This window comes from Nocardioides sp. Root122, from assembly GCF_001425025.1.
GTDB lineage: Bacteria > Actinomycetota > Actinomycetes > Propionibacteriales > Nocardioidaceae > Nocardioides.
In genome coordinates this window covers 55067-79129 of the sequence record NZ_LMDE01000002.1, presented here as the reverse complement: position 1 = coordinate 79129, position 24063 = coordinate 55067, and the positions used below count along the sequence as shown (strand labels likewise).

24 protein-coding genes are annotated in these 24063 nt (G+C 71.3%); 4 read left to right on the top strand and 20 right to left on the bottom strand.

What is annotated here, in order from left to right:
• Window positions 1-10 precede the first annotated feature (10 nt).
• Entirely contained in the window at window positions 11-1714 is a 1704-nt protein-coding gene (locus ASC64_RS04570) for an alkaline phosphatase family protein (protein ID WP_056906362.1), read from the bottom strand.
• Between the two features lie 116 nt (window positions 1715-1830).
• Between ASC64_RS04570 and ASC64_RS04565 the strand changes: the two genes are divergently transcribed.
• Entirely contained in the window at window positions 1831-2352 is a 522-nt protein-coding gene (locus ASC64_RS04565; RefSeq protein ID WP_056906361.1) for a polyketide cyclase, read from the top strand.
• On the opposite strand, the gene ASC64_RS04560 is transcribed toward ASC64_RS04565, so the two are convergent.
• Window positions 2319-2948, bottom strand: a complete 630-nt coding sequence (locus tag ASC64_RS04560; RefSeq protein WP_056906360.1) for a hemerythrin domain-containing protein — start codon at window positions 2946-2948, stop codon at window positions 2319-2321. The genes ASC64_RS04565 and ASC64_RS04560 overlap by 34 nt on opposite strands.
• Window positions 2949-3080: 132 nt before the next feature.
• Here ASC64_RS04560 and ASC64_RS04555 point away from each other — a divergent pair, with 132 nt between their 5' ends.
• The gene (locus tag ASC64_RS04555; RefSeq protein ID WP_056906359.1) at window positions 3081-3752 is read left to right on the top strand and encodes a hypothetical protein; all 672 of its coding nucleotides are present in this window, start codon (window positions 3081-3083) and stop codon (window positions 3750-3752) included.
• Window position 3753: 1 nt separating this feature from the next.
• On the opposite strand, the gene hisH is transcribed toward ASC64_RS04555, so the two are convergent.
• From hisH to hisD, 4 genes are read right to left on the bottom strand one after another with little or no spacing between them, the layout of a single operon-like run.
• The gene (gene hisH, locus ASC64_RS04550) at window positions 3754-4392 is read right to left on the bottom strand and encodes an imidazole glycerol phosphate synthase subunit HisH (RefSeq protein WP_056906358.1); all 639 of its coding nucleotides are present in this window, start codon (window positions 4390-4392) and stop codon (window positions 3754-3756) included.
• Entirely contained in the window at window positions 4389-4997 is a 609-nt protein-coding gene (gene hisB, locus ASC64_RS04545; protein WP_056906357.1) for an imidazoleglycerol-phosphate dehydratase HisB, read from the bottom strand. The genes hisH and hisB overlap by 4 nt, the downstream gene beginning before the upstream one ends.
• Complete coding sequence (locus tag ASC64_RS04540; protein WP_056906356.1) at window positions 4994-6133, bottom strand: histidinol-phosphate transaminase; 1140 nt, start codon at window positions 6131-6133, stop codon at window positions 4994-4996. The genes hisB and ASC64_RS04540 overlap by 4 nt, the downstream gene beginning before the upstream one ends.
• Window positions 6130-7437 carry a histidinol dehydrogenase gene (hisD, locus tag ASC64_RS04535; protein WP_056906409.1) on the bottom strand — a complete coding sequence of 436 codons (1308 nt, stop codon included), beginning with the start codon at window positions 7435-7437 and terminating at the stop codon, window positions 6130-6132. The genes ASC64_RS04540 and hisD overlap by 4 nt, the downstream gene beginning before the upstream one ends.
• 95 nt (window positions 7438-7532) lie before the next feature.
• On the opposite strand from hisD, the gene ASC64_RS04530 reads away from it, so the two are divergent.
• Window positions 7533-8198: an LON peptidase substrate-binding domain-containing protein gene (locus ASC64_RS04530; protein ID WP_056906355.1), complete on the top strand. Its 666-nt coding sequence runs from the start codon at window positions 7533-7535 to the stop codon at window positions 8196-8198.
• Window positions 8199-8326: 128 nt separating this feature from the next.
• A complete protein-coding gene (ybaK, locus tag ASC64_RS04525) occupies window positions 8327-8818 on the top strand; it encodes a Cys-tRNA(Pro) deacylase (protein WP_056906354.1) in 492 nt (163 codons plus the stop codon).
• 13 nt (window positions 8819-8831) lie between these two features.
• Here the strand turns inward: ybaK and ASC64_RS04520 are convergent, their stop codons facing one another.
• The 14 genes from ASC64_RS04520 to ftsZ form a co-directional block, all read right to left on the bottom strand.
• Complete coding sequence (locus ASC64_RS04520) at window positions 8832-10550, bottom strand: DUF3352 domain-containing protein (RefSeq protein WP_056906353.1); 1719 nt, start codon at window positions 10548-10550, stop codon at window positions 8832-8834.
• A gap of 68 nt (window positions 10551-10618) precedes the next feature.
• Window positions 10619-11176: a hypothetical protein gene (locus tag ASC64_RS04515; protein WP_056906352.1), complete on the bottom strand. Its 558-nt coding sequence runs from the start codon at window positions 11174-11176 to the stop codon at window positions 10619-10621.
• Window positions 11173-14742, bottom strand: coding sequence for a DNA polymerase III subunit alpha (gene dnaE, locus ASC64_RS04510; RefSeq protein WP_056906351.1), 3570 nt, complete (start codon window positions 14740-14742; stop codon window positions 11173-11175). The genes ASC64_RS04515 and dnaE overlap by 4 nt, the downstream gene beginning before the upstream one ends.
• 172 nt (window positions 14743-14914) lie before the next feature.
• Window positions 14915-15880 carry a DUF2332 domain-containing protein gene (locus ASC64_RS04505; protein ID WP_056906350.1) on the bottom strand — a complete coding sequence of 322 codons (966 nt, stop codon included), beginning with the start codon at window positions 15878-15880 and terminating at the stop codon, window positions 14915-14917.
• Between the two features lie 217 nt (window positions 15881-16097).
• On the bottom strand, window positions 16098-16829 hold the full coding sequence (locus ASC64_RS04500; protein ID WP_056906349.1) for a GNAT family N-acetyltransferase: 732 nt from the start codon (window positions 16827-16829) through the stop codon (window positions 16098-16100).
• Window positions 16819-17757 (bottom strand): RluA family pseudouridine synthase, encoded by a 939-nt coding sequence (locus ASC64_RS04495; protein WP_056906408.1) that lies wholly within the window; start codon window positions 17755-17757, stop codon window positions 16819-16821. Before ASC64_RS04495 ends, ASC64_RS04500 begins: the two co-directional genes overlap by 11 nt.
• Before the next feature lie 10 nt (window positions 17758-17767).
• Window positions 17768-18337, bottom strand: a complete 570-nt coding sequence (gene lspA, locus ASC64_RS04490; protein ID WP_056906348.1) for a signal peptidase II — start codon at window positions 18335-18337, stop codon at window positions 17768-17770.
• Window positions 18310-19476, bottom strand: coding sequence for a TraR/DksA family transcriptional regulator (locus ASC64_RS04485; protein ID WP_082550210.1), 1167 nt, complete (start codon window positions 19474-19476; stop codon window positions 18310-18312). The genes lspA and ASC64_RS04485 overlap by 28 nt, the downstream gene beginning before the upstream one ends.
• 160 nt (window positions 19477-19636) lie before the next feature.
• Window positions 19637-20392, bottom strand: coding sequence for a DivIVA domain-containing protein (locus ASC64_RS04480; RefSeq protein WP_056906347.1), 756 nt, complete (start codon window positions 20390-20392; stop codon window positions 19637-19639).
• Window positions 20393-20497: 105 nt separating this feature from the next.
• Window positions 20498-20791, bottom strand: coding sequence for a YggT family protein (locus ASC64_RS04475; protein ID WP_056906346.1), 294 nt, complete (start codon window positions 20789-20791; stop codon window positions 20498-20500).
• 14 nt (window positions 20792-20805) lie between these two features.
• Entirely contained in the window at window positions 20806-21291 is a 486-nt protein-coding gene (locus ASC64_RS04470; RefSeq protein ID WP_056906345.1) for a cell division protein SepF, read from the bottom strand.
• Window positions 21292-21352: 61 nt separating this feature from the next.
• On the bottom strand, window positions 21353-22060 hold the full coding sequence (locus tag ASC64_RS04465) for a YggS family pyridoxal phosphate-dependent enzyme (protein ID WP_056906344.1): 708 nt from the start codon (window positions 22058-22060) through the stop codon (window positions 21353-21355).
• Entirely contained in the window at window positions 22057-22770 is a 714-nt protein-coding gene (locus tag ASC64_RS04460; RefSeq protein ID WP_156385020.1) for a polyphenol oxidase family protein, read from the bottom strand. Before ASC64_RS04460 ends, ASC64_RS04465 begins: the two co-directional genes overlap by 4 nt.
• Window positions 22767-23981 (bottom strand): cell division protein FtsZ, encoded by a 1215-nt coding sequence (gene ftsZ, locus ASC64_RS04455; protein ID WP_056906343.1) that lies wholly within the window; start codon window positions 23979-23981, stop codon window positions 22767-22769. Before ftsZ ends, ASC64_RS04460 begins: the two co-directional genes overlap by 4 nt.
• Window positions 23982-24063 lie beyond the last annotated feature (82 nt).

The following is a 24063-nucleotide window of genomic DNA, read 5'->3' as shown; positions in this document are numbered from 1 at the left end:
CGGATGCGCCCTAGTGCCGGCTCCGCCGAGCCATGGGGAGGTCGTAGGCGATGCCGTCCATCGGGAAGGTCGGGCGGATCCCCATCGCCCGCAGGATCGTCGGCATGATGTCGACTGAGCGGACCTCGGCGTGGAGGTCGCGGCTGGAGAGACCCGCGCCGGCGAAGACGATCGGGATCTGCTGGGCCGCACGCTGGATGCCGCCGTGGTCACCCTTGACGGAGTACGTCGTGTCGTCGGGCAGCGTCGCGATCAGGTCGGGCCCGTAGTCCGCGGCCTGCGTGTCGACGAGCTCCTGCGCCTTGCGGGCGAACCACGCCCGCTCGCCGCCGCTCGTCATCAGGTCCCACCGCACCGGCGACACGCGGTCGAAGTGGTCGCCGTGGCGGCTCCACACCGCGGTCACGCTCGGCATGGTGCCCATCGCCGCGGCGGCCTCCTGCACCCTGGCGGGCGACTGGTCCTTGAGCCACACCCGCACCATGGAGTCGCTGTAGGACAGGCCGACGTTGCCGGTGGCGACCAGCGGCAGCAGCGCGTCCTGGGGCTTGTCGTAGACGCCGTCGTTCTCCGGGTCGCCGTAGTACCAGTTGTTGTAGCCGTAGTCGCGCTCCGCGACCTCCTTGCCGTAGAACGTCTTCCCGGCGACGGAGCCGTGGTCCGCGGTCAGCACGACGAGGGTGTCGTCGAGGACGTCCTGCGCCTCGAGCTCGGCCATGATCCTGCCGACCTGGCGGTCGGCCTCGGCGGTGGCGGCGACCATGTGCGTCATCGGGTCGCCGTCGGCGCCGGTCGGTCCGAGGTCGGCGGTGCCGCCCCACATGTGCGCGGCCTTGTCGACGCCGGGCAGCGTCACGAAGATGCCGTTCCAGCTGGCCTCGTTGCGCATCACCTCGATGGCCGCGTCGGCGGCCCAGACGTCACCGCCCTGGTGGGCGAGGTCCTTGCCGGTGACGTAGCGGTCGCTGTCGAGCGGGTAGAGGATCGCCGGCAGCTTCGCGGTGTCGTAGGCGTAGGCGGGGTAGCCGCTGTGCACCCAGAACCGGCTGCAGGGAGCCCCGAGGATGTAGGACGGCACGTTGATGCCGGTCGGCTTGCGCCACGACCCGCCCGTCGTGCACTCCGGGCCGCTGCCGAAGGTGATGATCGAGTCCGACCCGGCGCCGCCGAACGCGTAGCCGGCGTAGCCCTTCGGGCTGATCGTGAACGTCTTCGCGGTCGGGTCCGCCGCGCCGAGGTAGTCGGCCAGCTTCGGGTAGCCCGCGTGCTGCTGGAGCTTGAGGAGGTCCGACGTCATGTTGCTCGTGATGTAGAGCTGGTCGGGGTTGGCCGGCTCCGGGTCGCCCAGCACGCCGTCGACGTCGCGGTAGCCCTCGTCGGTCCAGCCCATGTGCTGGGGCAGCTGGCCCGACGTGATCACGTTGTGCGTCACCACGGTGACGGAGCCGGTGTGCCCGACGTAGGAGCGCGGGGAGTCGACGCCCTCGTCCATCAGCGCCTCGACGTTGCCCATGCCGTACTTCTCGACGATCTCCTTGCTCAGGGAGTCGACGACGATGACCACGACCTTCGTCGGCCGGTCGACCTGCCCGTGACCGTGGTCGTGGCCGCCGCCGCGCCCTCCGGCCTCGGCACCCGTCTGGGTCCCGGCCAGGCAGAGGGCCAGCGCCGCAGCGGTGGCGAGGGCGAACGTGCGGGTTCGGCGCTGCGTCATGGCGATCCCTCCCGGCGCGGCGGCGGTGCCGCGAACCGTGAGCCGAACGTAGGCCCGCGCCCTGCGCGCGACAATCCCCCAGCAGGGGTACGTCACGCGCTCGGTAGCGTGGCTCCATGATCGGTGACCGTTGGGGCGTAACGCCTGCCGAGACCCGGCTCCGCTTCGGCTGCCACGCCCACGTGCCGGACCCGACGATGGCGGCCTGGCGCGGGGTCACCGTCCACGCCGAGCCCGACGCCGTCTGGCGGCGGCTGTGCCAGGTCCGCCTCGCTCCCTACTCCTACGACCTGGTCGACAACCTCGGCCGACGGTCACCCCGCGAGCTGCGCCACGTCGCGGACCCGGGCGTCGGCGACCCGTTCACGCGCGCGCTCGGCAGGGACCAGGGACGGGTGGTCGCCGTCGATCCGGGTCGCGAGCTCACCGCGACGATCATGGGGGCCCACATGTCGTACGTCGTCCTGCCGCACGCCGCAGGTTGCCGCCTGGTGCTCAAGGTGGTGGCCCGGCCGCGCCGGTGGCTGGCGCCCGCGCTCTCGGTCGGCGACCTGGTGATGGCCCGCAAGCAGCTGCTGACGCTGAAGCAGCTCGCGGAGGGCGATCAGCGCCAGGCGGGTGCGACCTCGCGCCGGTAGCGCCGGGCGAGCAGCAGGGTCAGGATCGACACGACGGGCCCCGGGATGGTCGCGCGCAGCGCGCTGCGCTCCCGCTCCCCAGCCCCGTCCTGCATCCACGCCAGCGCGTTCGCGGCGTCGACGATGCTGGCCGGTCGCAGCTTCTTGCCGAGCGCCTTGAACTCCGGGTCGGACTCCAGGTCGCCCATCGGTGCCTCGACGTCTCGCTCCTCGTGGTCGAGGTGGCGGTTGATCACCTCGCTGGAGCGCGCCACCACGTCCGCGGCCGACCTCGCGCCCGCCATCGTCGGCGTCGCGGCCACCTCGTCGATCGCCGCCGAGGCCGAACCGAGCGCCTCCTTCATCGCCACGTGCTCGGACTCCATCTCGTGGAGCAGGTCTGCGTCGACCCCGCGCTCGAGGAGGAACGGCCAGAGGATCTCGTCCTCCGCCTCGTGGTGGTGGGTCAGCTCGCGCACCAGGTTCTGCCACGCTGCCTGGACCTGGCGGGCCCGGGCGACGTCCCCGTCGCCCAGTCGGCGCAGCGCCTGCTCGGTGCGGGCCACGTCGCGGCGCACCGCGGCATGGATGATCTGGTTCATGCTCAGCTCTGCCATGCCGGGACGCTAGCCGCCGCGGAGGCGCCCCCTCGACCCAGTTTCTGGGGAACCTCGCGACCGTCCCGGCGTTTCGCAGGACAAGTCTGTTGCCACCCGGGAGGATCCGGTCGACGACCCAGGGGGACCCACATGAGGCACGTTGCCGCCCACACGCTCACGACCGTGGCACTCGCCGCGACCCTGCTCGCGCTGTCCGCCGGCTCGGCGTCCGCCGACCGCTGGTGGGGCGCCGACCGGGCCGGCGACGTGAAGCAGTGGTCGTACTCCCCCGAACCGCCGCCGTGCGGCACCTTCGCGGAGGAGACGACGCCCCAGGACGCGTCGACCGACATCGTCGGGCTGTCGGTCAGGCACGAGGGCGACACCGTCGAGATGCGCGCGCACCTGCGCAACCTCACCGGGTGGGGCGATCGGTGGATCACCTTCGAGATCCAGACGGACCGGCGCCCCTACTCGGTCACGATCCCGCGCAACCCCGCGAAGCACCCCGAGGACGTCTGGCTGATGGACGCCTCCGACGTCCCCGAACCGGCGGACGAGTGCGGGGGCACCGGCACGCTGAACTTCGGCGTCCCCTGCGAGGGCCTGACGACCAGCGCGTCGTCACGCGAGGACTACGTCGCGGTCGTGGTCCCGCGCTCCTGCCTCGGCTCGCCGCGTTGGGTGAAGGTCGGCCTGCAGTCCGCGCGGACAGTCGGCAAGCGCTACCGGTACGACAGCTGGCGCCGCTACGTGCCGGACCCGCAGCCCACCGACTCGCTGATCGGCCCCCTCGGCCCGCGGGTGCGCCACAGCCGCTGAGTCAGCGCCGCAGCGACCGCACCCAGTTGCGCAGCAGGGCGGCGCCGGCGTCGCCGGACTTCTCGGGGTGGAACTGGGTGGCCGACAGCGGCCCGTTCTCGACCGCCGCGACGAACCTGTCGCCACCGTGCTCGGCCCAGGTCACCAGCGGCGCGGCCGTGCGGTCGTTGGTGACGAGGTCCCAGCTGCGGGCGGCGTAGGAGTGCACGAAGTAGAACCGCTCGTCCTCGACGCCGGCGAAGAGCGTGGACCCCTCCGGCACCTCGACGGTGTTCCAGCCCATGTGCGGCACCACGTCGGCCTCGAGGCGGGTGACCAGCCCGGGCCACTCGTCGCACCCTGCGGTCTCGACGCCGTGCTCGACGCCGCCGGCGAAGAGGATCTGCATGCCCACGCAGATGCCCAGGACCGGACGGCCGCCGGCCAGTCGGCGTCCGATGATCCGGTCGCCCTTGATGGCGCGCAGGCCCTCCATGCAGGCGGCGTAGGCGCCGACGCCCGGCACGACGAGGCCGTCGGCCTCGAGCGCGGTGTCGAAGTCGTCGGTGAGGGTGACCGACGCCCCGGCGCGCTCGACGGCACGCACGGCCGAGCGCAGGTTGCCCGAGCCGTAGTCGAGGACGACGACCTCTGCCGTCACAGGGCGCCCTTCGTCGACGGCACACCGGTCTCCCGCGGGTCGTGCGCGACGGCGTCGCGGAAGGCGCGCGCGAACGCCTTGAACTGCGCCTCGACGATGTGGTGCGGGTCGCGGCCCCCGAGGACGCGCACGTGCAGCGCCAGGTGGGCGTGGAAGGAGATCGACTCGAAGACGTGACGGGTCAGCGATCCCAGGTAGGCCGCGCCGGTGCCGCCGATCGCGACGTACTGCTGGCCCTCCGGCTCACCGCTGTGCACGCAGAACGGGCGCCCGGACACGTCGACGACGGCCTGCACGAGCGCCTCGTCGAGCGGGACCGTGGCGTCGCCGAAGCGACGGATGCCCGACTTGTCGCCCAGCGCCTCCCGCAGCGCCTGGCCGAGCACGATGGCGGTGTCCTCGACGGTGTGGTGGGCGTCGATGTGCGTGTCGCCGCTGGTGTGCACGACGAGGTCGACGAGCGAGTGGCGGGCGAACGCGTCGAGCATGTGGTCGTAGAACCCGACGCCCGTCGAGACGTCGGAGCGGCCCGAGCCGTCGAGGTCGACCTGCACCTCGACCCGGGACTCCTTGGTGGTGCGCTCGATCTTCGCGGTGCGGCTCATCTGTGGTCCTCCGTGATGTCTCCGGTGACTTTCTCGGTCTCCATGGTGGCGAGCAGAGCCTGCCTGAATGCTGCCATCTCGTCGGCCGTGCCGATCGAGACGCGCAGCCAGCCGTCGGGACCCGTCTCCCGGATCAGCACCCCGTGGTCGAGGAGTCCCTGCCAGACCGCGTGCCGGTCGGCGAAGCGGCCGAACAACGCGAAGTTGGCGTCAGAGTCGGCGACCTCGAGGCCCTGCTCGCGCAGCCACGCCACCGTGCGGTCGCGCTCGGCACGGAGGTCGGCCACCTTGCCGAGCAGCTCCGGTGCGTGCCGCAGCGCAGCGAGCGCCGTGGCCTGAGTGACCGCGGAGAGGTGGTAGGGCAGGCGCACCACCCGGATCGCGTCGCAGATCGCCGGGTCGGCGGCGAGGTAGCCGAGGCGCGCGCCGGCGAGCGCGAACGCCTTGCTCATCGTCCGGCTCACCACGAGGTTGCGGTGCGCCGGGAGCAGCTCCAGCGCGCTGGGGGTGCCCGAGCGGCGGAACTCACCGTAGGCCTCGTCGACGACCACGATGCCACCCGGCTCGTAGGACGCCGCGGCCTCGCACAGCATCGACACCGCCTCCGGCGGCAGGGCCGTCCCGGTGGGGTTGTTGGGGCTGGGCAGCAGCACCACCGACGGCCGGCGCTCGAGCACCAGGTCGCGCGCTGCCTCGAGGTCGAGCGAGAAGTCCTCGGCCCGGTGACCGGTCACCCACTCGGTCATCGCGTCGCGGGCGTACTCGGGATACATCGAGTACGTCGGCGCGAACGACAGCGCACACCGTCCCGGCCCGCCGAAGGCCTGCAGCAGCTGGAGCATCACCTCGTTGGACCCGTTGGCCGCCCACACCATGTCGGCGGTGATGCCGGAGCCACCCGAGGTGTTGAGGTACGCCGCCAGGCCCTCGCGCAGCTCGGTGAACTCGCGGTCGGGGTAGCGGTTGAGCGTCGTCGCGGCCGCGCCCACCGCCTCCGCGATGTCGGCCGCAGCCGCCCGCGAGGGCCCGTAGGGGTTCTCGTTGACGTTGAGCTGGACCGGCACGTCCAGCTGCGGCGCGCCATAGGGCTCGATCCCCTGCAGCTCCTCGCGCAGAGGTGGGAACGTCGCGCTCACCGTCCGGGCTCGAATCGAACCGTCACGGCCTGGCCGTGACCGGGCAGGTCCTCGGCCTCGGCGAGGGTGACGACGTGGTCGGCGACCTCCGCCAGCGCCGCCTGCGTGTAGTCGACGACGTGGACCGACCGGGTGAACGCGCGGACCGACAAGCCGCTGGAGTGGCAGGCACAACCGGCCGTGGGCAGCACGTGGTTGGAGCCCGCGCAGTAGTCGCCGAGCGACACCGGCGCCCAGGGTCCGACGAAGATCGCACCGGCGTTGCGGACCCGGGCGGCGTGGGCCGCGGCGTCGCGGGTGTGGATCTCGAGGTGCTCGGCCGCGTAGGCGTCGACCACGTCGACCCCCTGGTCCATGTCGTCGACCAGCACGATCGCGGACTGCTGCCCGCCGAGGGCCGTGGTGATCCGCTCGGTGTGCCGGGTCGCGAAGACCTGCTTGTCGAGCTCGGCCTCCACCGCGTCGGCGAGGTCGAGGGAGTCGGTGACCAGGACCGAGGCCGCCATCGGGTCGTGCTCGGCCTGGCTGATCAGGTCGGCCGCGACGTAGGCGGCGTCCGCGCTGTCGTCGGCGAGGATCGCGATCTCGGTGGGTCCGGCCTCGGAGTCGATGCCGACGACACCCCGCAGCAGGCGCTTTGCCGCGGCGACGTAGATGTTGCCGGGACCGGTCACCAGGTCGACGCGCTGGCACGGCCCGGCACCGTGGGCGAACATCGCGATCGCCTGCGCGCCGCCGACGGCGTACACCTCGTCGACGCCGAGGAGGGCGCACGCCGCCATGATCGTCGGCTCGGGCAGGCCGTCGCGGTTCTTCTGCGGCGGGCTGGCCAGGGCGATCGAACGCACACCGGCCACCTGGGCAGGCACCACGTTCATCACGACGCTGCTCACCAGCGGCGCCAGGCCGCCGGGGACGTAGAGGCCGACGCGGTCGATCGGCACCTTGCGGTGCGTCACCGTGGCGCCGGGCGCCACCTGGGTCGTCACGTCGTGCTCGAGCTCTGCCTCGCAGGTCGCCCGCAGGCGGCGGACCGACTCCTCCAACCCGGCGCGGACGGCGGGGTCGAGGTCGGCCAGCGCCTGCTGCAGGGCCTCACGCGGCACGGCGATCTCGTCGCTCTCGACGCCGTCGAAGCGGGCGGAGAGCTCGGTGATCGCCTCCACGCCGCGGGCGCGGACGGCGTCGATGATCGGCTGCACCTGATGCGTGGCGGCCTCGACGTCGAACTCGGCGCGAGGCACGCTCGTGCGGTAGTCGACGGACGCCGCGTCGGCGCCCCTCAGGTCGATGCGACGGATCAGGGACATGCCCCGATTCTAGGTTCCGGGGTGGCGCGCCCGGACAGCGGCCGCGTGGGATGGACAGCCCGGGCCGACGCGGGGGCTAGGTTGGGAGCGTGAGCGATCCGCTGCCGATGTTCCCCCTGAACACCGTGGTGTTCCCGGGGATGAGCGTGCCCCTCCACGTCTTCGAGGACCGCTACCGCATGCTCGTACGGCACCTGCTGACGGTCGAGGACCCTGCCCAGCGCGTGTTCGGCACGGTGGCGATCCGCGAGGGCTACGAGGTGGGCGACCACGGCGCCCAGTCGGTCTACCGGATCGGCTGCGTCCTCCAGCTGACCGAGGTCGACCGCCGCGACGACGGCACGTTCGACATCGTGGCGGTGGCCCGCGAACGGCTCCTGCTCGAGGAGATGCAGCGCGGCGACGAGTTCCCCCACGGCGTGGCCGAGGTGCTCACCGAGCCGGAGGTCGACGTGCCGCAGGAGCTGCTGGAGCGGGCGCGGGCCACCTTCACCGCGTTCCGGGTGGCGATGGCCGAGCTGCAGGGCGACCCCTTCAGCGGGACGCTCCCGCGCGACCCCGACTACCTCGCGTGGACCCTGTCCGCGCTGGCGCCGCTGCCGATGGCCGAGCGGCAGTCGCTCCTCGAGGCCGACGACGCCACCGAGCGCCTCAAGCTGGTCACCCGGCTGCTCACCGCCGAGCTGCGCGCCATCAACGTCATCCCCTCGCTCCCGGCGACCCAGGTGGCCCGCACGGCCTGGTCCCCCAACTGAGACGCGCAGTGGCGGGCGAGGTACGAGCGCGCCGCGTGGGCGCGGCCAGATTGAGCAAGCGACGCGACTGAGGAACGACGTAGCACGAGCGCGTCGAGATCCCCCCACCACAACCGTGAGGACTGACCGTGGCGAAGAAGGCCCGTGGAGCAGGCGGCACCCCGGCGACCGTCGCACTGACCGCGGCCGGCATCGCCTTCGAGGTGCGGGCCTACGACCACGACCCGCGTGCGGCGTCCTACGGACTCGAGGCAGCCGAGGCCCTCGGGGTCGATCCCGCCCGGGTGTTCAAGACCCTCATGGTCTCCCTCGACGGCGCGCTCGTGGTGGGCATCGTCCCGGTCTCCGGTCACCTCGACCTCAAGGCACTGGCGCGCGCTCTCGGCGGCAGCAAGGCGGTCATGGCCGAGGTCGCCGCTGCGGAGCGGGCCACCGGCTACGTTGCCGGTGGGATCTCCCCCATCGGCCAGAAGCGCGCGCACCCCACCGTGCTGGACGAGTCCGCGCTGGCCCACGACACGATCCTGGTCTCCGGGGGACGCCGCGGCTTCGACCTCGAGCTGGCCCCGAACGACCTGGTGGCGGCCACCGGAGCGGTGACCGCCACCATCGGGCGCTGAGGCTGACGAGTCGTCAGTCGGTCGTCAGCTTGAACAGTCCGTGCGCGACGTCGCCGTCGACCCAGCCACTGATGCCGAACGCCGACAGCGGCTCGACGTTCTCGCTGACCTCGGGCATGTCCTCGGTGACCCGGACCAGCCAGTCGTCGTCGGCGTCGAAGTTGACGTAGAGCACCGACTGGGCGTCGTCGGACTCGACGACCTTCTCGTAGTCCTCGGAGTCACCGAGGTCACCGGCGGACTCGAGCTTGCTGCGGTAGTCGTCCTGGAGGGCGAGCACGGCGTAGCCGTCACCCTCGGTGACCTGCATGAGCTCGGCCATCTCCGGCGGCGCCTGCGCGGCGATCTTGTCGAGCACGGCCTGGATCTCGTCGGCGTCGCCCTTGATCTTGAGCCCGACCGGCACCTCGCCGGGACCGCCGTTGGCGATCGCGTCGGGGTCGATCCCGCTGCCCAGCGACAGGGTCATCCCGTCGCCCATCAGGGTCTCCAGGTCGGCGGGGATGGACAGCCCGGTCTCGCTCTCGAGCTCCGCGAGCTGCTCGTCGATCGTGTCGGACTCCTCGGGCATCGTGGTCTTGAGGTAGTCGAGCATCGCCTCACCCCAACCGTCGGTCAGCGCGAGGCCGAACGCGGCGACGGTGTCGTCGGGGAGCCCGCCGACCATGGAGACGCCCTCGTCGCTCTCCATGTACTTGGTCATGTCCTCCTGGTAGTTGGACATGGCGTACTCGATCTCGACCGCGCCGTCGTCGAAGCGCACCGTCGCGGCCGCGCCGTCGAAGTCGTCGATCAGCTGCTGGAGCTCCGGCGGGACCTCCTCGGAGCCGGTGTCGTCCGAGCTCTCGTCGGTGGCCTCGTCGAAGCACGCCTGCATCTCCTCCGAGGTGGTCGCCTCGGCGATGCAGTCCTCGTCGGGGCCGGCACTGGTGTCCGCACCGGACATCATCGACGGGCCGCCCATCATCGAGCCCATGCCGGCGAAGTCCTCGGCGTACTTGGTGACGCCCTTGGCGAGGTAGAAGGACATGAAGCCGTCGTCGCCGGCCTCGCCGGTCCAGGTGCCGAAGGCCGAGTCGTCGGCGAGCGAGCCGCCGTCGGCCGCGTCAACGACCTCGGTCGCGATCTCCTTGGTCTCCGAGATGACCATCCAGTCACCGTCGACGACCCAGCCGCCGACCTCGCCCCCGGCGTCCTCGCCGCCGCCACACGTGTCGACGAGCTTGCTCATGCCGTCCTCGGCCTTGGCGCCGTCGGTGACCTGGATGACGCCCACGGCAGCGGGCTCGTCCTCACCGAGGTCGACGGCCGCCATCGCGGCGCGCGAGCCGAGCCACGGCTTGACGTCCTTGGCGTAGTCGAGGCCCTCGCAGGCGCCGGACTTGGTGATCTCCTCGAAGAGCCGCTCGCGCAGGTCGTCGTCGGTCTGGAGGTCGATCTTGTCGGTGAACCCCGGGAACTTGCGGAGCGTCTTGATGGCCTCGATCTTCTGCCCGCCGCTGGGGTCGAGGTCGATGCTGGCGTAGGCGATGGTCGAGTCCGGCAGCGCCTCGGCCGGCTGGGAGCCGGTCGCGAAGAAGCTGGTGGCCGCCCAAGCGCCGCCGGCGACCACGACGGCGGTCGCGCCGAGCGCACCGAGCGCGATCAGTCGCTTGCGGTTGTCGTTGGTGGGCGCGGCGTCAGCCGGGCCCGTCGTGTCCAGGTATTCCGGACCACCCGGTGTCGTGCTCATCTCGTCAAGATCCCCCGTTGCACGGGCCCCGGCCTCGCCGGGACCGCCTCCATCATGTCGGCGTCACCCTACCCGCGCGGACGCCTCGTCAATCGCTTGCTGCCCAAGAGGTAGGTGCCGACCAGACCAGCCATCGCCCCGGTCGGCAGGGCCACCAGCGCGGACGAGTGCCACGGCACCCGGCCGTGGTCGGGGGCGGTGAGACCGAGGTGCCCCGGGATGTCGGTGGAGTAGTCGGGCTGTCCCGCCGCCAGCGGCTGCGGGTCGGGCGGCGACAGGCTGCTCCCGACGGCGTACATCACCACCCCGGCGAGGCTCGCCGCGACGAGCACCGTGAGCGCCGTCGCCGTCTCGTGCCCTCGCCGGAGGCCGGCCAGCAGCCCCAGGACGATCCCCAGCGGGAAGGCGATCAGCACGAAGAGCGCGACGCCCTGGAACGAGACGTCGGGACCGGCGGGCTCGAGGTACCAGTGGCCCTGGTAGGTCACGCCGCTCGGCGCGTCCCACCAGCGCTCCCAGACCACCCCGGCGACGGCGCCGGCGACCAGGAACACCACGACCACGACGGCCAGCCGCACGAGCGGGGACCAGGACGGGCGCCGCTCGGCCGTGTCCTCCGGGGTCACCCCGCCAGGCACCCGGGCCCCAGCAGCTGCTTGAGGTCGGCGAACAGCGCCGGGCTCGGGCTGACCCGCAGGTTGTCGTCGAGCTTGAGCACCTTGGTCGAGCTGCGGGTCAGCAGCTTGAGCTGCACCTCGGTCATGCCGGGGTGGGTGCCGAGCACGTCGCGGAGCTGCGCCACGACCGGCGGGGTGCAGCGCGTGGAGGGCAGGCTGATCACGACGGGACCGGTCGGCCCCTGGGTGAGGTCGGGGGCGGTGACCTCCTGCGCACGCAGCTCGGGCTGGTCCTTGTCGCGGGAGAGCTGGCCCTTGATCCGCACGATCTGGTCCTCCACCAGCAAGGTGGAGGCGAGCGTGTAGGCGCTGGGGAACAGCAGCACGTCGACAGCACCGTCGAGGTCCTCGAGCGTGATCGTGGCCCACGGGTCGCCGCGCTTGGTGATCTTGCGCTGGACCGAGGTGATCAGGCCGCTGACGGTGAGCGTCGACCCGTGCGGGCGGTCCTCGTCGAGCAGGAGCTGGCCGATCGTGCAGTCCGTGCCCTGGGACAGCACGTGCTCGAGCCCGAGCAGCGGGTGGTCGGAGACGTAGAGGCCGAGCATCTCCCGCTCGTGGCCGAGCAGGGTCATCTTGTCCCAGTCCTCGATGTCGGGGATCGTCACGCTCACCCCGAACCCGGCGTCGTCCTCGCTCAGGCCGCCGAAGAGCGAGTCCTGGCCGATCGCCTCGTTCTTCTTGAGGTCCACGAACTGGTCGACGGCCGTCTCGTGGACCGCGGCCAGCGCGCGCCGCCGGTGCTTCATGTCGTCGAAGGCGCCGGCCTTGATCAACGACTCCACGACGCGCTTGTTGCACACCAGCGCGGGAACCTTCTCCATGAAGTCGTTGAAGTCGAGGTAGCGACCCTTCTCCTCGCGTGCGGCCACGATGCCGGCGACGACGTTGTGGCCGACGTTGCGCACGGCCGTGAGGCCGAAGCGGATGTCGTTGCCGACCGGCGTGAAGTTGGCGTGGGACTCGTTGACGTCGGGCGGGAGGACCTGGATCTTCATCCGGCGGCACTCGTTGAGGTAGATCGCCATCTTGTCCTTGTCGTCCTTGACGGACGTGAGGAGCGCGGCCATGTACTCGGTCGGGTAGTTGGCCTTGAGGTAGGCGGTCCAGTAGGTGATGACGCCGTAGGCGGCGGAGTGCGACTTGTTGAAGGCGTAGTCGGAGAACGGGAGCAGGATCTCCCAGAGCTTGTCGATCGCCACCTGCGGGAAGCCCCGCTCGAGCATGCCGGCCTGGAAGCCGGCGTACTGCTTGTCGAGCTCCTCCTTCTTCTTCTTGCCCATCGCGCGGCGCAGGTTGTCGGCGGCGCCCAGGGTGAAGCCGGCCAGCACCTGGGCGATGGCCATCACCTGCTCTTGGTAGACGATCAGGCCGTAGGTCTCCCCCAGCACCGGCTCGAGCGCCTCTGCGAGCGCCGGGTGGATCGGCTCGATCGCCTCGCGGCCGTTCTTGCGGCGGGCGTACTTGTTGTGCGAGTCGGCACCCATGGGACCGGGGCGGTAGAGCGCGCTGACGGCCGTGATGTCGGCGAACGCGTCGGGCTGCAGCGAGCGGAGCAGCGACCGCATGCCCGAGCCGTCGAGCTGGAACACGCCGAGGGTGTCACCGCGACCCATCAGCTCGTAGGTCGCGCGGTCCTCGAAGCCGAGGTCCTCCAGGACGACCTCCTCGCCCCGGTTCGCCTGGATGTTGCTGATCGCGTCGTCGAGGATGCGGAGGTTGGACAGGCCGAGGAAGTCCATCTTGACCAGGCCGAGCGACTCGCACATCGGGTAGTCGAACTGGGTGATGACCGCGCCGTCCTGCGGGCGGGACATGATCGGCACGATGTCGATGAGCGGCTCGCTCGACATGATCACGCCGGCGGCGTGCACGCCCCAGTTGCGGATCTGCCCCTCGAGGCCGACCGCGGTCTCGTAGATGGTGCGGACGTCGGGGTCCTGGCCGTGGAGGGCGCGGAACTCACCACCGTCGTTGTAGCGCTTGTGGTCGGCGTTGAAGATGTCCTTGAGCGCGACGCCCTTGCCCATCACGTCGGCGGGGTACGCCTTGGTGATCCGGTCTCCGATCGCGAAGCCGTGGTCGAGGACGCGGGCGGCGTCCTTGATGGCGGCCTTCGCCTTGAGCCGGCCGAACGTGGCGATCTGCGCGACGCGGTCGGCGCCGTACTTCTGGCTGACGTAGGAGATCACCTCGCCACGGCGGGCGTCGTCGAAGTCGATGTCGAAGTCGGGCATCGAGGGGCGCTCGGGGTTGAGGAAGCGCTCGAAGAACAGGCCGTGCTCGAGGGGGCACAGGTCGGTGATGCGCAAGGCGTAGGCGGCGATCGAACCCGCGCCCGAGCCGCGGCCGGGGCCGACCCGGATGCCGTTGTCCTTGGCCCAGTTGATGAAGTCGGCGACCACGAGGTAGTAGCCGCAGTAGCCCTTCTGGGAGATGATCGCGAGCTCCATGTCCACCCGGTCGCGGACCTCCTGGGTGGTCTTCTCACCGGGGTAGCGGGCCTCGATGCCGCGCCAGACCTCCTTGCGGAACCAGGAGTCCTCGGTCTCGCCCGCGGGCACGTCGGCGCGCGCCATGTAGCCGCCGGTCGACTCGGTGAACTCGACCTCGCAGCGCTCTGCGATCGCGAGGGTGTTGTCGCACGCCTCGGGCATGCCGAACTGGTCGGCCCACAGCGCGCGCATCTCCGCGGCGGACTTGATGTAGTAGCCGCCGCCGTCGAACTTGAGGCGGTTGGTGTCGGAGAGCCGCTTGCCGGACGCGACGCAGATCAGGGCGTCGTGGGCCGCGGCGTCCTCGGGGTTGTTGTAGTGGGAGTCGTTGGTGGCGATGGGGGCGATCCCCATCTCCTTGCCGAGCCGCAGCAGGTCGTCGCGGACCCGCTTCTCGATGTCGATGCCGTGGTCCATCAGCTCGAGGAACACGCTGTCGCGGCCGAAGATGTCCTGGAGCTCACCGGCCTCCCGCACGGCCTCGTCGTACTGGCCCAGTCGCAGCCGCGTCTGGATCGCGCCGCTCGGGCAGCCGGTGCTGACGATGAGTCCCTTGCTGTGCTCGGCGAGGATCTCCTTGTCCATGCGGGGCTTGTAGAAGTAACCCTCGAGGCTGGACCGCGAGGACAGCCGGAAGAGGTTGTGCATGCCCTCGGTGGTCTCGGCCCACATCGTCATGTGGGTGTACGCGCCGCCGCCGGCGACGTCGTTGCCACCCTCCTCGGCCAGGTCGCCCTGGCCCCACCGCACGCGGCGGCGCTCGCCGCGCATCGTGCCGGGCGTGACGTAGGCCTCGATGCCGATGATCGGCTTGACGCCGGCCCTCTTGGCCTTGCTGTAGAAGTCGTAGGCACCGTGGAGGTTGCCGTGGTCGGTCATCGCGATCGCGGGCATGCCGAGCTCGCTGGTGCGCGCGAACAGGCCGTCGAGCAGGGACGCCCCGTCGAGCATGGAGTACTCGGTGTGCACGTGCAGGTGCACGAAGTTGTCCGCTTGGTTGACGGAGGAGCCGGACGACATGGAGGAGACTTCCGCACCTTTCGGGGGTCGCTGACGGTGTCTGGATCTGGGGTGGTGCTGACGGGTCAGCAGCGTCGGTGCGAGCCCGCAACCAGCGCTTCAGGGGGAAGGACGTCAGCCTACGTCAGTGTGCCGGACCCCACCGACAGGACGCGCCACGTCGGTGTCGACCTCACGACAGCCAGTGGATCGCGTGGCCGTGGCCGTGGCTCCAGGCCACCGGGACGCCGTCGAGCGCGGTCACGAAGCGCCCCGTGGGGACCTCCCGGTCACCGGTCACGCGCGGCAGCACCCGCCGCCCCTCGTTGCTGACCCACCGGCACCGTCCCGCCGCCACGAGACCGGTCATCAGGTCGTGGAACCGCTCGCGGTCCGGCTCCTCGAGGTAGGCGACCACGGCCGAGTGGAGAACGACCGGCGGGCCGTGCCCCGACGCCTCGTCGACGAGGTCCTCGACGTGGTCGAACAGGTCACCCGTCCGCAGCCGGGGTGGCTCGCGGCGCGCCACCTCCACGGCATCACGCAGCCGCTCCCGCCGCTCGTCCTGCTCGGGCCAGACGAGGTTCTGCAGCCACGCCATGGCGTCCGGGTCGGTCACGTCGAGCGGGTGCAGGTCGACCCCGCCACGCCACGCGACCTCGGGGTGGGCCGACGGCACCGGCAGCGGCCCCGTCGCCCGGGCGGTCAGGAGCGGGCCGCCGCTCCCCCGCAGCTCGCCGAGCGCGGGCCAGGCGTAGTCGTAGCGGTCCGGGAAGAGGCAGAGCCCGGCGCTGGCGCCGACCTCGACCAGCGCGAGCGGGCCCTCGACCAGGGCGAGCAGCGGCACGAGGGTGGCCAGCCGGCCGACCTCGTTGGTCTGGGTCGCGCGCGCCATGACGGTCTCGCGGACCGCCGGCTCCTGCTCGAGCAGGACCTGCCGGAGACGGGCGTACGGCCCGGGCGCAGGTGCGCCGTGCCAACGAGCGGCGGCGAAGACGAGGTTGGGCTGGCGCTTGATCGCCGGCAGGGTGCCGAGCCACGCGAGCACCTCCTCGTCGCCGGCGACGCCGAGCGCCCACGCCTCGAAGCAGGGCGAGTCGCCCGCGGCGTAGGTCGCGAAGTCGAGGTACTCCTCGATCACGTCGTCGTGGAGCAGCACGACGCCATCCTGCCCGGTCGGAAGGACGACACGTCGCCACCCCCGAACTTCCGCCGGCCGACGTGCAGCCCTGCGGCCGGGCCGTGACTCGGACAGGGTGAGGGCAGTAGAGGGGACACGTGCAGGACGGACGTCAGCGCGACGCGGAGTTCACTGACTTCGTCACCAGTGCGCCGGACCGCGCACCGCCGACGGACGGTGGAGCGGGAGGCCCTGTCTATCGGCCCTCGGCTCCACCGTCGCCGGTGGAACCGCGGGCGGCGTCGAGCGACTCGGCGATGATCACGTCCACGATGCGCGCGACGCGCTCCTCGCCAAGCTCGGGCACGATCGCAGCGATCCGCTGCGCGATCTCGACCTCGCGGCGCGGGTCGCGCTCGCTCGTCGGCTTGATGCCCTGCACGGCCCGCGTGAGCGCCGTGCGCCGGGCCAGCACGTCGCCGAGCACCAGGTCGACCTCGTCGATCATCGTGCGGAAGCAGGCGAGCGGGTCGTGCCCCGGCCAGACCAGCTTGATGTCGGGCGCGCGCTCCTCGTTGGCCCATCCGTCGGTGCGCTCGAGGGCGACGAAACCGTGCCGGGCGTAGAAGTCCCGAGCCGTACGGTTGGACTCGAAGACCCAGAGCCCGACGCCGTCCGGGTGCTCGTCGAGGACCTGGCGCAGCAGGGCGGTGCCGACCCCGTGCCCCTGGGCATCGGGCAGGACGTAGAGGTCGTCGAGCCACGTGGGCGTGGACCGCGAGTAGCCGACGGTGCGGCCGTGCAGCACCGCCGCGCGGACGTCGTACGCGCTGAGGTCCCAGCCGGCCACCCAGGCCCGCACCTCGTCGTCGGCGTGCGCTCCCGGCGGGAACGCGTCGCCGGCGCCCGCCCGGGAGGCGAGGTGGATCTCGGCGAGCACCGGCAGGTCGTCGTCCGTGGCAGTGCGAAGGACGAGGTCAGCGCTCATCGCGGATGATGTCGAGCGCGTGGGCGAGGTCGTCGGGGTAGGTCGACTCGTAGGTGACGTAGTCGCCGGTCTCGGGGTGCTCGAAGCCGAGGCGCATCGCGTGCAGCCACTGACGCTGCAGCCCGAGCCGCTTGGCGAGCGTGGGGTCTGCGCCATAGGTCAGGTCACCCACGCACGGGTGCTTGAGCGCGCTCATGTGGACGCGGATCTGGTGCGTGCGACCCGTCTCGAGGTGGACCTCCAGCAGGCTCGCGAAGCGGTGGGCCTCGAGCGTCTCGTAGTGGGTCACGCTGTGCCGGCCGTCGGCCATCACGGCGAACTTGTAGTCGTGGTGGGGGTGCCGGCCGATCGGCGCGTCCACCGTGCCCGCGAGCGGGTCGGGGTGACCCTGCACGAGGGCGTGGTAGGTCTTGTCGACGGTGCGGTGGCGGAAGGCGTTCTTGAGGACCGAGTATGCGTGCTCGGACTTGCAGATGACCATCACGCCGCTGGTGCCGACGTCGAGGCGCTGGACGATCCCCTGCCGCTCGCTGGCTCCGCTGGTGGAGATCCGGAAGCCGGCGCCGGCCAGGTGGCCCACCACGGTCGGGCCCGACCAGCCCGGCGACGGGTGCACCGCGACCCCGACGGGCTTGTCGATCACCACGATGGCGTCGTCGTCGTGGATGATCCGGATGCCCTCGACGATCTCGGGGACGATCGCCAGCGGGTCGGTCTCGGCCGGGATGGTGACGTCGAGCATCGAGCCGGCGTGCACCCGGTCGCTCTTGCCGACCGTGGTCCCGTCGAGCTGGACGAGGCCGTCGGTGATGAGGTCGGCCGCCTTCGTGCGGGAGAAGCCGAACATCCGCGCCATGGCGGCGTCGACCCGCTCCCCGGCGAGGCCGTCAGGGACGAAGACGGTGCGCTGGTCGGCGTTGGTGGTCATGCCGGCCCGCTCACTGCCCGGCGTCCGCGGCCGCGTCGCGCTCACGGGACCCGTCGAGCGCGATCCCACGGAACGTCTGCAGGATGATGAGACCGGCCGCGATGTTGATGCACATGTCGGCGATGTTGAAGACCGGCCAGTTCGGCAGCATCAGGAAGTCGACGACGTGGCCGTGGAAGGGCTCGGGCTCACGCACGATGCGGTCGGTGAGGTTGCCGGCGACGCCGCCGAGCAGCAGCCCGAGCGCGAGGCCCCAGCCGGTGCTGCCGATCCGGCGGCTCAGCCACAGCACCACGACCACGGCGAGCATGGCGAGGCAGGTGAAGACGATGGTGAAGTCGGTGCCGGTGCTGAACGCCGCACCGGGGTTGAACGTCAGGTGCAGCACGAGCACGTCACCGATGAGCGGGACGTCGCCGTCGGCGAGCGCCCGCAGCGCCCACTCCTTCGAACCGAGGTCGAGGGCGTAGGCGACGACCGCCATCGCGACGAAGACCAGCCGCGCATCGAGACCGCGGCGGGCTGGGTCGTGATCGACCGGGTCGCTGGGATTCAGCGACGCTCCTCGCGCTGCTTGCATGACATGCACAGTGTGGCATGCGGCACCGCCATCAACCGATTCTTGCCGATGGGGTTGCCGCAGGAGTCGCAGACGCCGTAGGTGCCGTCGTCGATGTGGGCCAGCGCCCGCTCGATCTGGACCAGGGTCTCGCGCTCCTTGGCGAGCACGGTGAGCTCGTGGTCGCGCTCGAAGGTGGTCGCGCCGACGTCGGCCTGGTCCTGCCCGGCGCCGTCGCCGGCGTCGCGCATCAGCCCGGCGAGCTCGGCCTCGGCCTCCCCGACCGACGTCTCGAGGCGCTCCTGGTGCTCGGTGAGCTCCTTGACGACCTCGTTGAGCTCGGCGCGGGTCCAGGGGTCTTCACCCTCCAGCACCACGAGCGTGGCAGGCGTGGCCTTGCGCGGAGCCTTCTTGGCCGCCGCCTTCGCCACCGTCGCGGTGCGGGGGGCGGGAGCAGTCGCCGTCGCTGCGGCGGCCTTCTTCGCAGGAGCCTTGGTCACAGGTGCCTTCTTCGCGGGAGCAGTAGGTGCAGGGGTCAACGTGTCGGCCGAAGCCTTCTTCGCGGCTGGAGCCTTCTTCGCAGGGGCCTTCGTAGCCGGCGCCTGCGCGGATGGCTTCTTCGCAGGCGACTTCTTGGCAGGCGACTTCTTCGCAGGAGCGGCCTTCGTCGCGGGCGCCTTCTTCGCAGGAGCGGCCTTTGTGGCGGGCGCCTTCTTCGCAGGAGCGGCCTTCGTCGCGGGCGCCTTCTTCGCAGGAGCSGCCTTCGTCGCGGGCGCCTTCTTCGCGGGAGCCGCCTTCGTCGCCGGAGCCTTCTTCGCCGAAGCGTTCTTCGCGGGCGCTGCCTTCTTGGCCGGCGCGGCCTTCTTCGTGGTGGCTTTCTTCGGGGTGGCCTTCGCCGGCGCGGCCTTCGTGGCCGGAGCCTTCTTCGCCGAAGCGTTCTTCGTGGCGGGCGCGGCCTTCTTCGCCGCAGCGTTCTTCGCGGGCGCGGTCTTCGTGGCGGGCGCTGCCTTCTTCGCGGCCGCTGTGGTGGTGCCCGTCGCCTCGGACTTCGCGGTGGACTTCGCGGTGGCCTTCGTGGCCGAGGCGGAGCGCCGGCCGATCACTCGCTTCGCTGCTGCGGCGGCAGTGCCGGCCAGGGACTTGCGCGTGGTGCCAGCCATCTCCGAGGGCCTCCAGCCATGCATCGGGTGTGGTGGGAACCACACGGTGGCACGGAGGTTAGCCGCTGGCACCGACCGAACCCAACCTCGGCTCGCCGAAATGCGAGAACGACCACCCTCACGGGCGGTCGTCCTCGCTTTTCACAGGCCTGTTCGAAGCTCAGCCCTCGTCGTCACCGAGCACGGAGCGCAGCCGCTTGGGCGCGTTGCCGCTGTCGACGGGAGCCTGGCTCTCGGCGCCGTTGGCCAGCGCCTCGAGCTGCTGGGTGAAGTAGGTCTTCAGGCGCGAGCGGTACTCGCGCTCGAACTGGCGGAGGGTCTCGACGTCGCTGTTGAGCTTGTCGCGCTCCTTCTCCAGGTCGCCGAACATCTGCTGGCGGCGCTCGGCGGTCTCGGAGTCGAGCATCTGCGAACGCTGGCGCGCGTCGGCCTCCATGCGATCGGCCTTGGTCTTGGCCTCGGTCTCGAGACGCTCGGCCTTGGTGCGGGCGGCGCCCACGATGCGGTCGGCCTCGTTCTTGGCGTCCTCGACGAGCTCGTCTGCGTTGCGGGTCGCGATCTCCAGCAGCCGGGCGGCCGCGTTGGAGGCGTCGGCAATGGTCTCGACGCGCATCGTCTGCACGGGGGCGGCGGGCGCAGCCGCGGCGACCGGCTGGGGCTCCGGCTCGGGCTCGGGCTCCGGCTCGGGCTCCGGCTCGCGTGCCGCCGGCGCGAAGGAGGCAGCAGCAGGTGCGGCCCCGCCACCGGACTGAGCAGCCGAGAGCTTCGACCTGAGGTCGTCGTTCTCCTTGGTGAGGCGTGCGAGCTCGGCCTCGACCTCGTCGAGGAACTGGTCCACCTCGCCCATGTCGTAGCCCTCACGGAGACGGACAGGTGTAAAGCGCTTGTTGCTCACGTCCTCAGGCGTCAGCGGCATGACCTCACCCAAACTTTCACGATCGTTGACACATGGTGGCTCTGCTGTCAGGAGACAATAGCGCCCGTGGTCGCGCGGGGCACAGTGACCCGTGTGACGGATGGTTCAGAGATTGAAGATGGTGCGTACGACGTTGAGCAGCAACCATGCTGCCACCATCACGAGCAGGAAGCTCAGGTCGAGGGCGACGGAGCCGATCCGCAGCGGCGGGATCACGCGGCGCAACGCCACGATCGGCGGGTCGGTCGCGGAGTAGACGCCTTCGAGGGCCACGAGCAGCGGGCCCCGAGGCTCCCACTGGCGGGCGAAGACCTGGACCCAGTCCACGACGAACCGGACCCAGAGCAGGCCGATGAAGACGAACAGGATGATGTAGAGCGTTTGGCCGATGATCTGCACAGCTGAAGTATCTGTCAGCTCTGGTTGAAGAAGCCGTCCTCGGCGATCCGCTCCTTGTCCTCGGCCGACACCGCGACGTTGGGCGGCGAGAGCAGGAAGACCTTGTTGGTCACCCGCTCGATCGTCCCACGGGTGGCGAAGATGAGGCCGGCGGCGAAGTCGACGAGGCGCTTGGCGTCGTTGTCGTCCATCTCGCTGAGGTTCATGATCACGGGCGTGCCGTCGCGGTAGTTCTCGCCGACGAGGCGGGCCTCGTTGTAGTTGCGGGGGTGCAGGGTGGTGATGCGGCTCAACTCGGCCACGACTCCTGTCTGGACCGGCGTCGGACGACGGCGCTCGGCGAGGTCGGACACCGGGGCCGGGCGACGGTCGCGGACGACCGGGCGCTGGTCGACGGCGTCGTGGGTGGAGGTCTCGGTGTCGACGTCGTAGTCGTCGTAGTGACCCGTGTCCTCGAGCAGGCCGAGGTACTCGCCGATCTTGCGCATCGCGCCGCTCATGAGACAGATCCTCCGCTAGACGAGGTGGCCGGGTCCGGACACCAGGTGAATGTTGTCGACATTACTGGACAGCAGGCCTCGGACCGAGTATCGCGGAGCCGACACGCACGTGTGTCGCGCCGCGGGCGACGGCTGCCTCGAGGTCGCCGCTCATACCGGCCGAGAGGACGGTCGCACCGGGGTGCTCGCGCACGAGGTCGGCGCGGATCTCCGCGAGCCGCGCGAAGGCGGCATCGGGGTCCGCCCCGAGGGGTGCGACGACCATCAGCCCACGCAGCTGCAGCATCCCGGCGTCGACCACGCGTGCCGCCAGGTCGGGGAGCGTCGCCGGGTCGGCGCCGGAGCGATGGTCCGACCCCGGGGGGTCGAGGCTGACCTGCAGCAGCACCTCGACCTCGCGCGAGCGCTCGTGCGCGCCCCGCGACAGGGGGGCGACCAGCTTGGCACGGTCGACCGACTCCACCACGTCGGCGTAGCGGGCGACCGCGGCCGCCTTGTTGGACTGGAGGCCGCCGATGAAGTGCCAGCGCAGGCCGAGGTCGGCGCACTCGGCGGCCTTGGCCTCGGCCTCCTGGTGGCGGTTCTCCCCCACGTCGGTGATGCCGAGCCCGGCGAGCAGCCTGACGTCGGCGGCCGGGAAGAACTTGGTGACCACGACCAGGGACACCTCGTCGGCGTCGCGCCCGGCCCCTGCGCAGGCGTCGGCGATGCGACGGCGTACGGCGTCGAGGTTGGCGGCGAGCTCGTCGCGGCGAGCGGTGTCGGTCACGGGTGGCTCCAGATCAGGCCGGCGAAGCGGGTGGCGGCCGCGCCGTCACGGCGGTACGACGGCCAGCTGGCGTCCTCGCGGGTGCACACGTCGACGACCCTGACGTCGGCGATCCGGGCCGCGGCGAGCTGCGCCCGCACGCCCGCACCGAGGTCGAGGGCGGGCGTGCCCCACGACGTCGTCGAGCGCGCCTCGGGCACGAGGGCGGCGACCTCCTCCTGGAGGGCGGCGGGCACCTCGTAGCAGGCGCCGCAGACGTGGGGACCGACCCAGGCGACGGACGGTGCGGCGCCCTGCTCGCGCAGACGCGTGACCGCGGCCGGCACGACGCCGGCGGCCAGGCCGGGCCGTCCGGCGTGCACCGCGGCGATCCAGCCGGTGGCGGGATCCGCCAGCAGCACCGGCACGCAGTCGGCGGCGCGCGCCAGCAGCGCCACCCCGGGCCGGGAGGTGACCATCGCGTCGCACGACGGCATGGCTGCGCCGACCTCGCCGCCCATGAGCGACACCTCGGCGCCGTGCACCTGGTGCATCAGCACCGGCGTCGCGCCGGTCGCCCCGGCCAGGGCGTCCAACGCGGCGGTGCGCACGCCGGCCGCGGCGGCGTCTCCGAGGCTGAGGGAGACGTCGGTGAAGGCGACCTCGACAACGAGGTCGCCTTCGATCCGGTCGCGGTGGCGCAGGAGCCCCGTCGCGTCAGGGACGCTCACTTCAGGAAGTCGGGGACGTCCAGCTCGTCGTCGTCGAACTGGACCTGTCGGGCCGGCCGCGACGGCGCGGCCTGCTGGGCGGGAGCCGGCTGGCCCTCGGGGGGCGACGGGTTGAACGTCGTGGGAGCCGGGGTGGACGCAGGTGCGCTGGGCGCCGGAGAAGCGGCCTTGGTGGCGATCTGCTGCGCGGCGGCGCGCGTCTGCTCCTGGGTCTGCGCGGGCGGGTTCTGGCGGAGCACGTTGCCGTCCGAGCGGCGCTTGGGCATCCCGCCGTCGAAGCCGGCCGCGATCACCGTCACGCGCACCTCGTCGCCGAGGGCGTCGTCGATCGTGGCACCGAAGATGATGTTGGCCTCGGCGTGCGCAGCCTGCGACACCAGCGCCGCGGCCTCGTTGATCTCGAAGAGGCCGAGGTCGGAGCCACCGGCGATGGACAGCAGCACGCCGTGCGCGCCCTCGATGCTCGCCTCGAGCAGCGGGCTCGACACCGCCATCTCCGCGGCGGCGACCGCGCGGTCCTCGCCGCGAGCGGAGCCGATGCCCATCAGGGCGGAGCCGGCGTTGGCCATCACGGACTTCACGTCGGCGAAGTCGAGGTTGATCAGGCCGGGCGTGGTGATCAGGTCGGTGATGCCCGAGACACCCTGCAGCAGCACCTGGTCGGCCTGCTTGAACGCGTCGAGGATCGACACGCTGCGGTCGGTGATCGACAGGAGTCGGTCGTTGGGGATGACGATGAGGGTGTCGACCTCCTCGCGGAGCTGGCTGATGCCCTCCTCCGCGGAGTTGGCGCGCCGGCGGCCCTCGAACGCGAACGGCCGGGTGACCACACCGATCGTCAGCGCGCCCAGCGAGCGGGCGATGCGCGCCACGACAGGCGCGCCGCCCGTGCCGGTGCCGCCACCCTCGCCGGCGGTGACGAACACCATGTCGGCGCCCTTGATGACCTCTTCGATCTCGTCGGCGTGGTCCTCGGCCGCCTTGGCGCCCACGTCGGGGTTGGCGCCGGCGCCGAGGCCGCGGGTGAGCTCGCGGCCGATGTCGAGCTTGACGTCGGCGTCACTCATGAGAAGGGCCTGGGCGTCGGTGTTGATCGCGATGAACTCGACGCCCTTGAGGCCGACCTCGATCATCCGGTTGACGGCGTTGACGCCACCTCCACCAATGCCCACGACCTTGATGATCGCCAGGTAGTTCTGCGCTGCTGCCACGGCTCCGGGGCCTTCCTCGAGTGGTCTGTGTGAACGACGAATGTTCGGTTGCTGGGGAACTGACGAGGTCCGGACATCCACC

Bases quoted from the DNA above. Each gene is read 5' to 3' on its own strand.
- dnaE (WP_056906351.1), bottom strand. From the start codon at position 14,742: ATGTCGTCCGGCTCCTCCGTCAACCAAGCGGACAACTTCGTGCACCTG.
- ASC64_RS04500 (WP_056906349.1), bottom strand. From the start codon at position 16,829: ATGAGCGCTGACCTCGTCCTTCGCACTGCCACGGACGACGACCTGCCG.
- ASC64_RS04565 (WP_056906361.1), top strand. From the start codon at position 1,831: ATGATCGGTGACCGTTGGGGCGTAACGCCTGCCGAGACCCGGCTCCGC.
- ASC64_RS04520 (WP_056906353.1), bottom strand. From the start codon at position 10,550: ATGAGCACGACACCGGGTGGTCCGGAATACCTGGACACGACGGGCCCG.
- ASC64_RS04570 (WP_056906362.1), bottom strand. From the start codon at position 1,714: ATGACGCAGCGCCGAACCCGCACGTTCGCCCTCGCCACCGCTGCGGCG.
- ASC64_RS04560 (WP_056906360.1), bottom strand. From the start codon at position 2,948: ATGGCAGAGCTGAGCATGAACCAGATCATCCATGCCGCGGTGCGCCGC.
- ASC64_RS04480 (WP_056906347.1), bottom strand. From the start codon at position 20,392: ATGCCGCTGACGCCTGAGGACGTGAGCAACAAGCGCTTTACACCTGTC.
- hisB (WP_056906357.1), bottom strand. From the start codon at position 4,997: ATGAGCCGCACCGCGAAGATCGAGCGCACCACCAAGGAGTCCCGGGTC.
- lspA (WP_056906348.1), bottom strand. From the start codon at position 18,337: ATGCAAGCAGCGCGAGGAGCGTCGCTGAATCCCAGCGACCCGGTCGAT.
- ASC64_RS04555 (WP_056906359.1), top strand. From the start codon at position 3,081: ATGAGGCACGTTGCCGCCCACACGCTCACGACCGTGGCACTCGCCGCG.
- ASC64_RS04495 (WP_056906408.1), bottom strand. From the start codon at position 17,757: ATGACCACCAACGCCGACCAGCGCACCGTCTTCGTCCCTGACGGCCTC.
- ASC64_RS04470 (WP_056906345.1), bottom strand. From the start codon at position 21,291: ATGAGCGGCGCGATGCGCAAGATCGGCGAGTACCTCGGCCTGCTCGAG.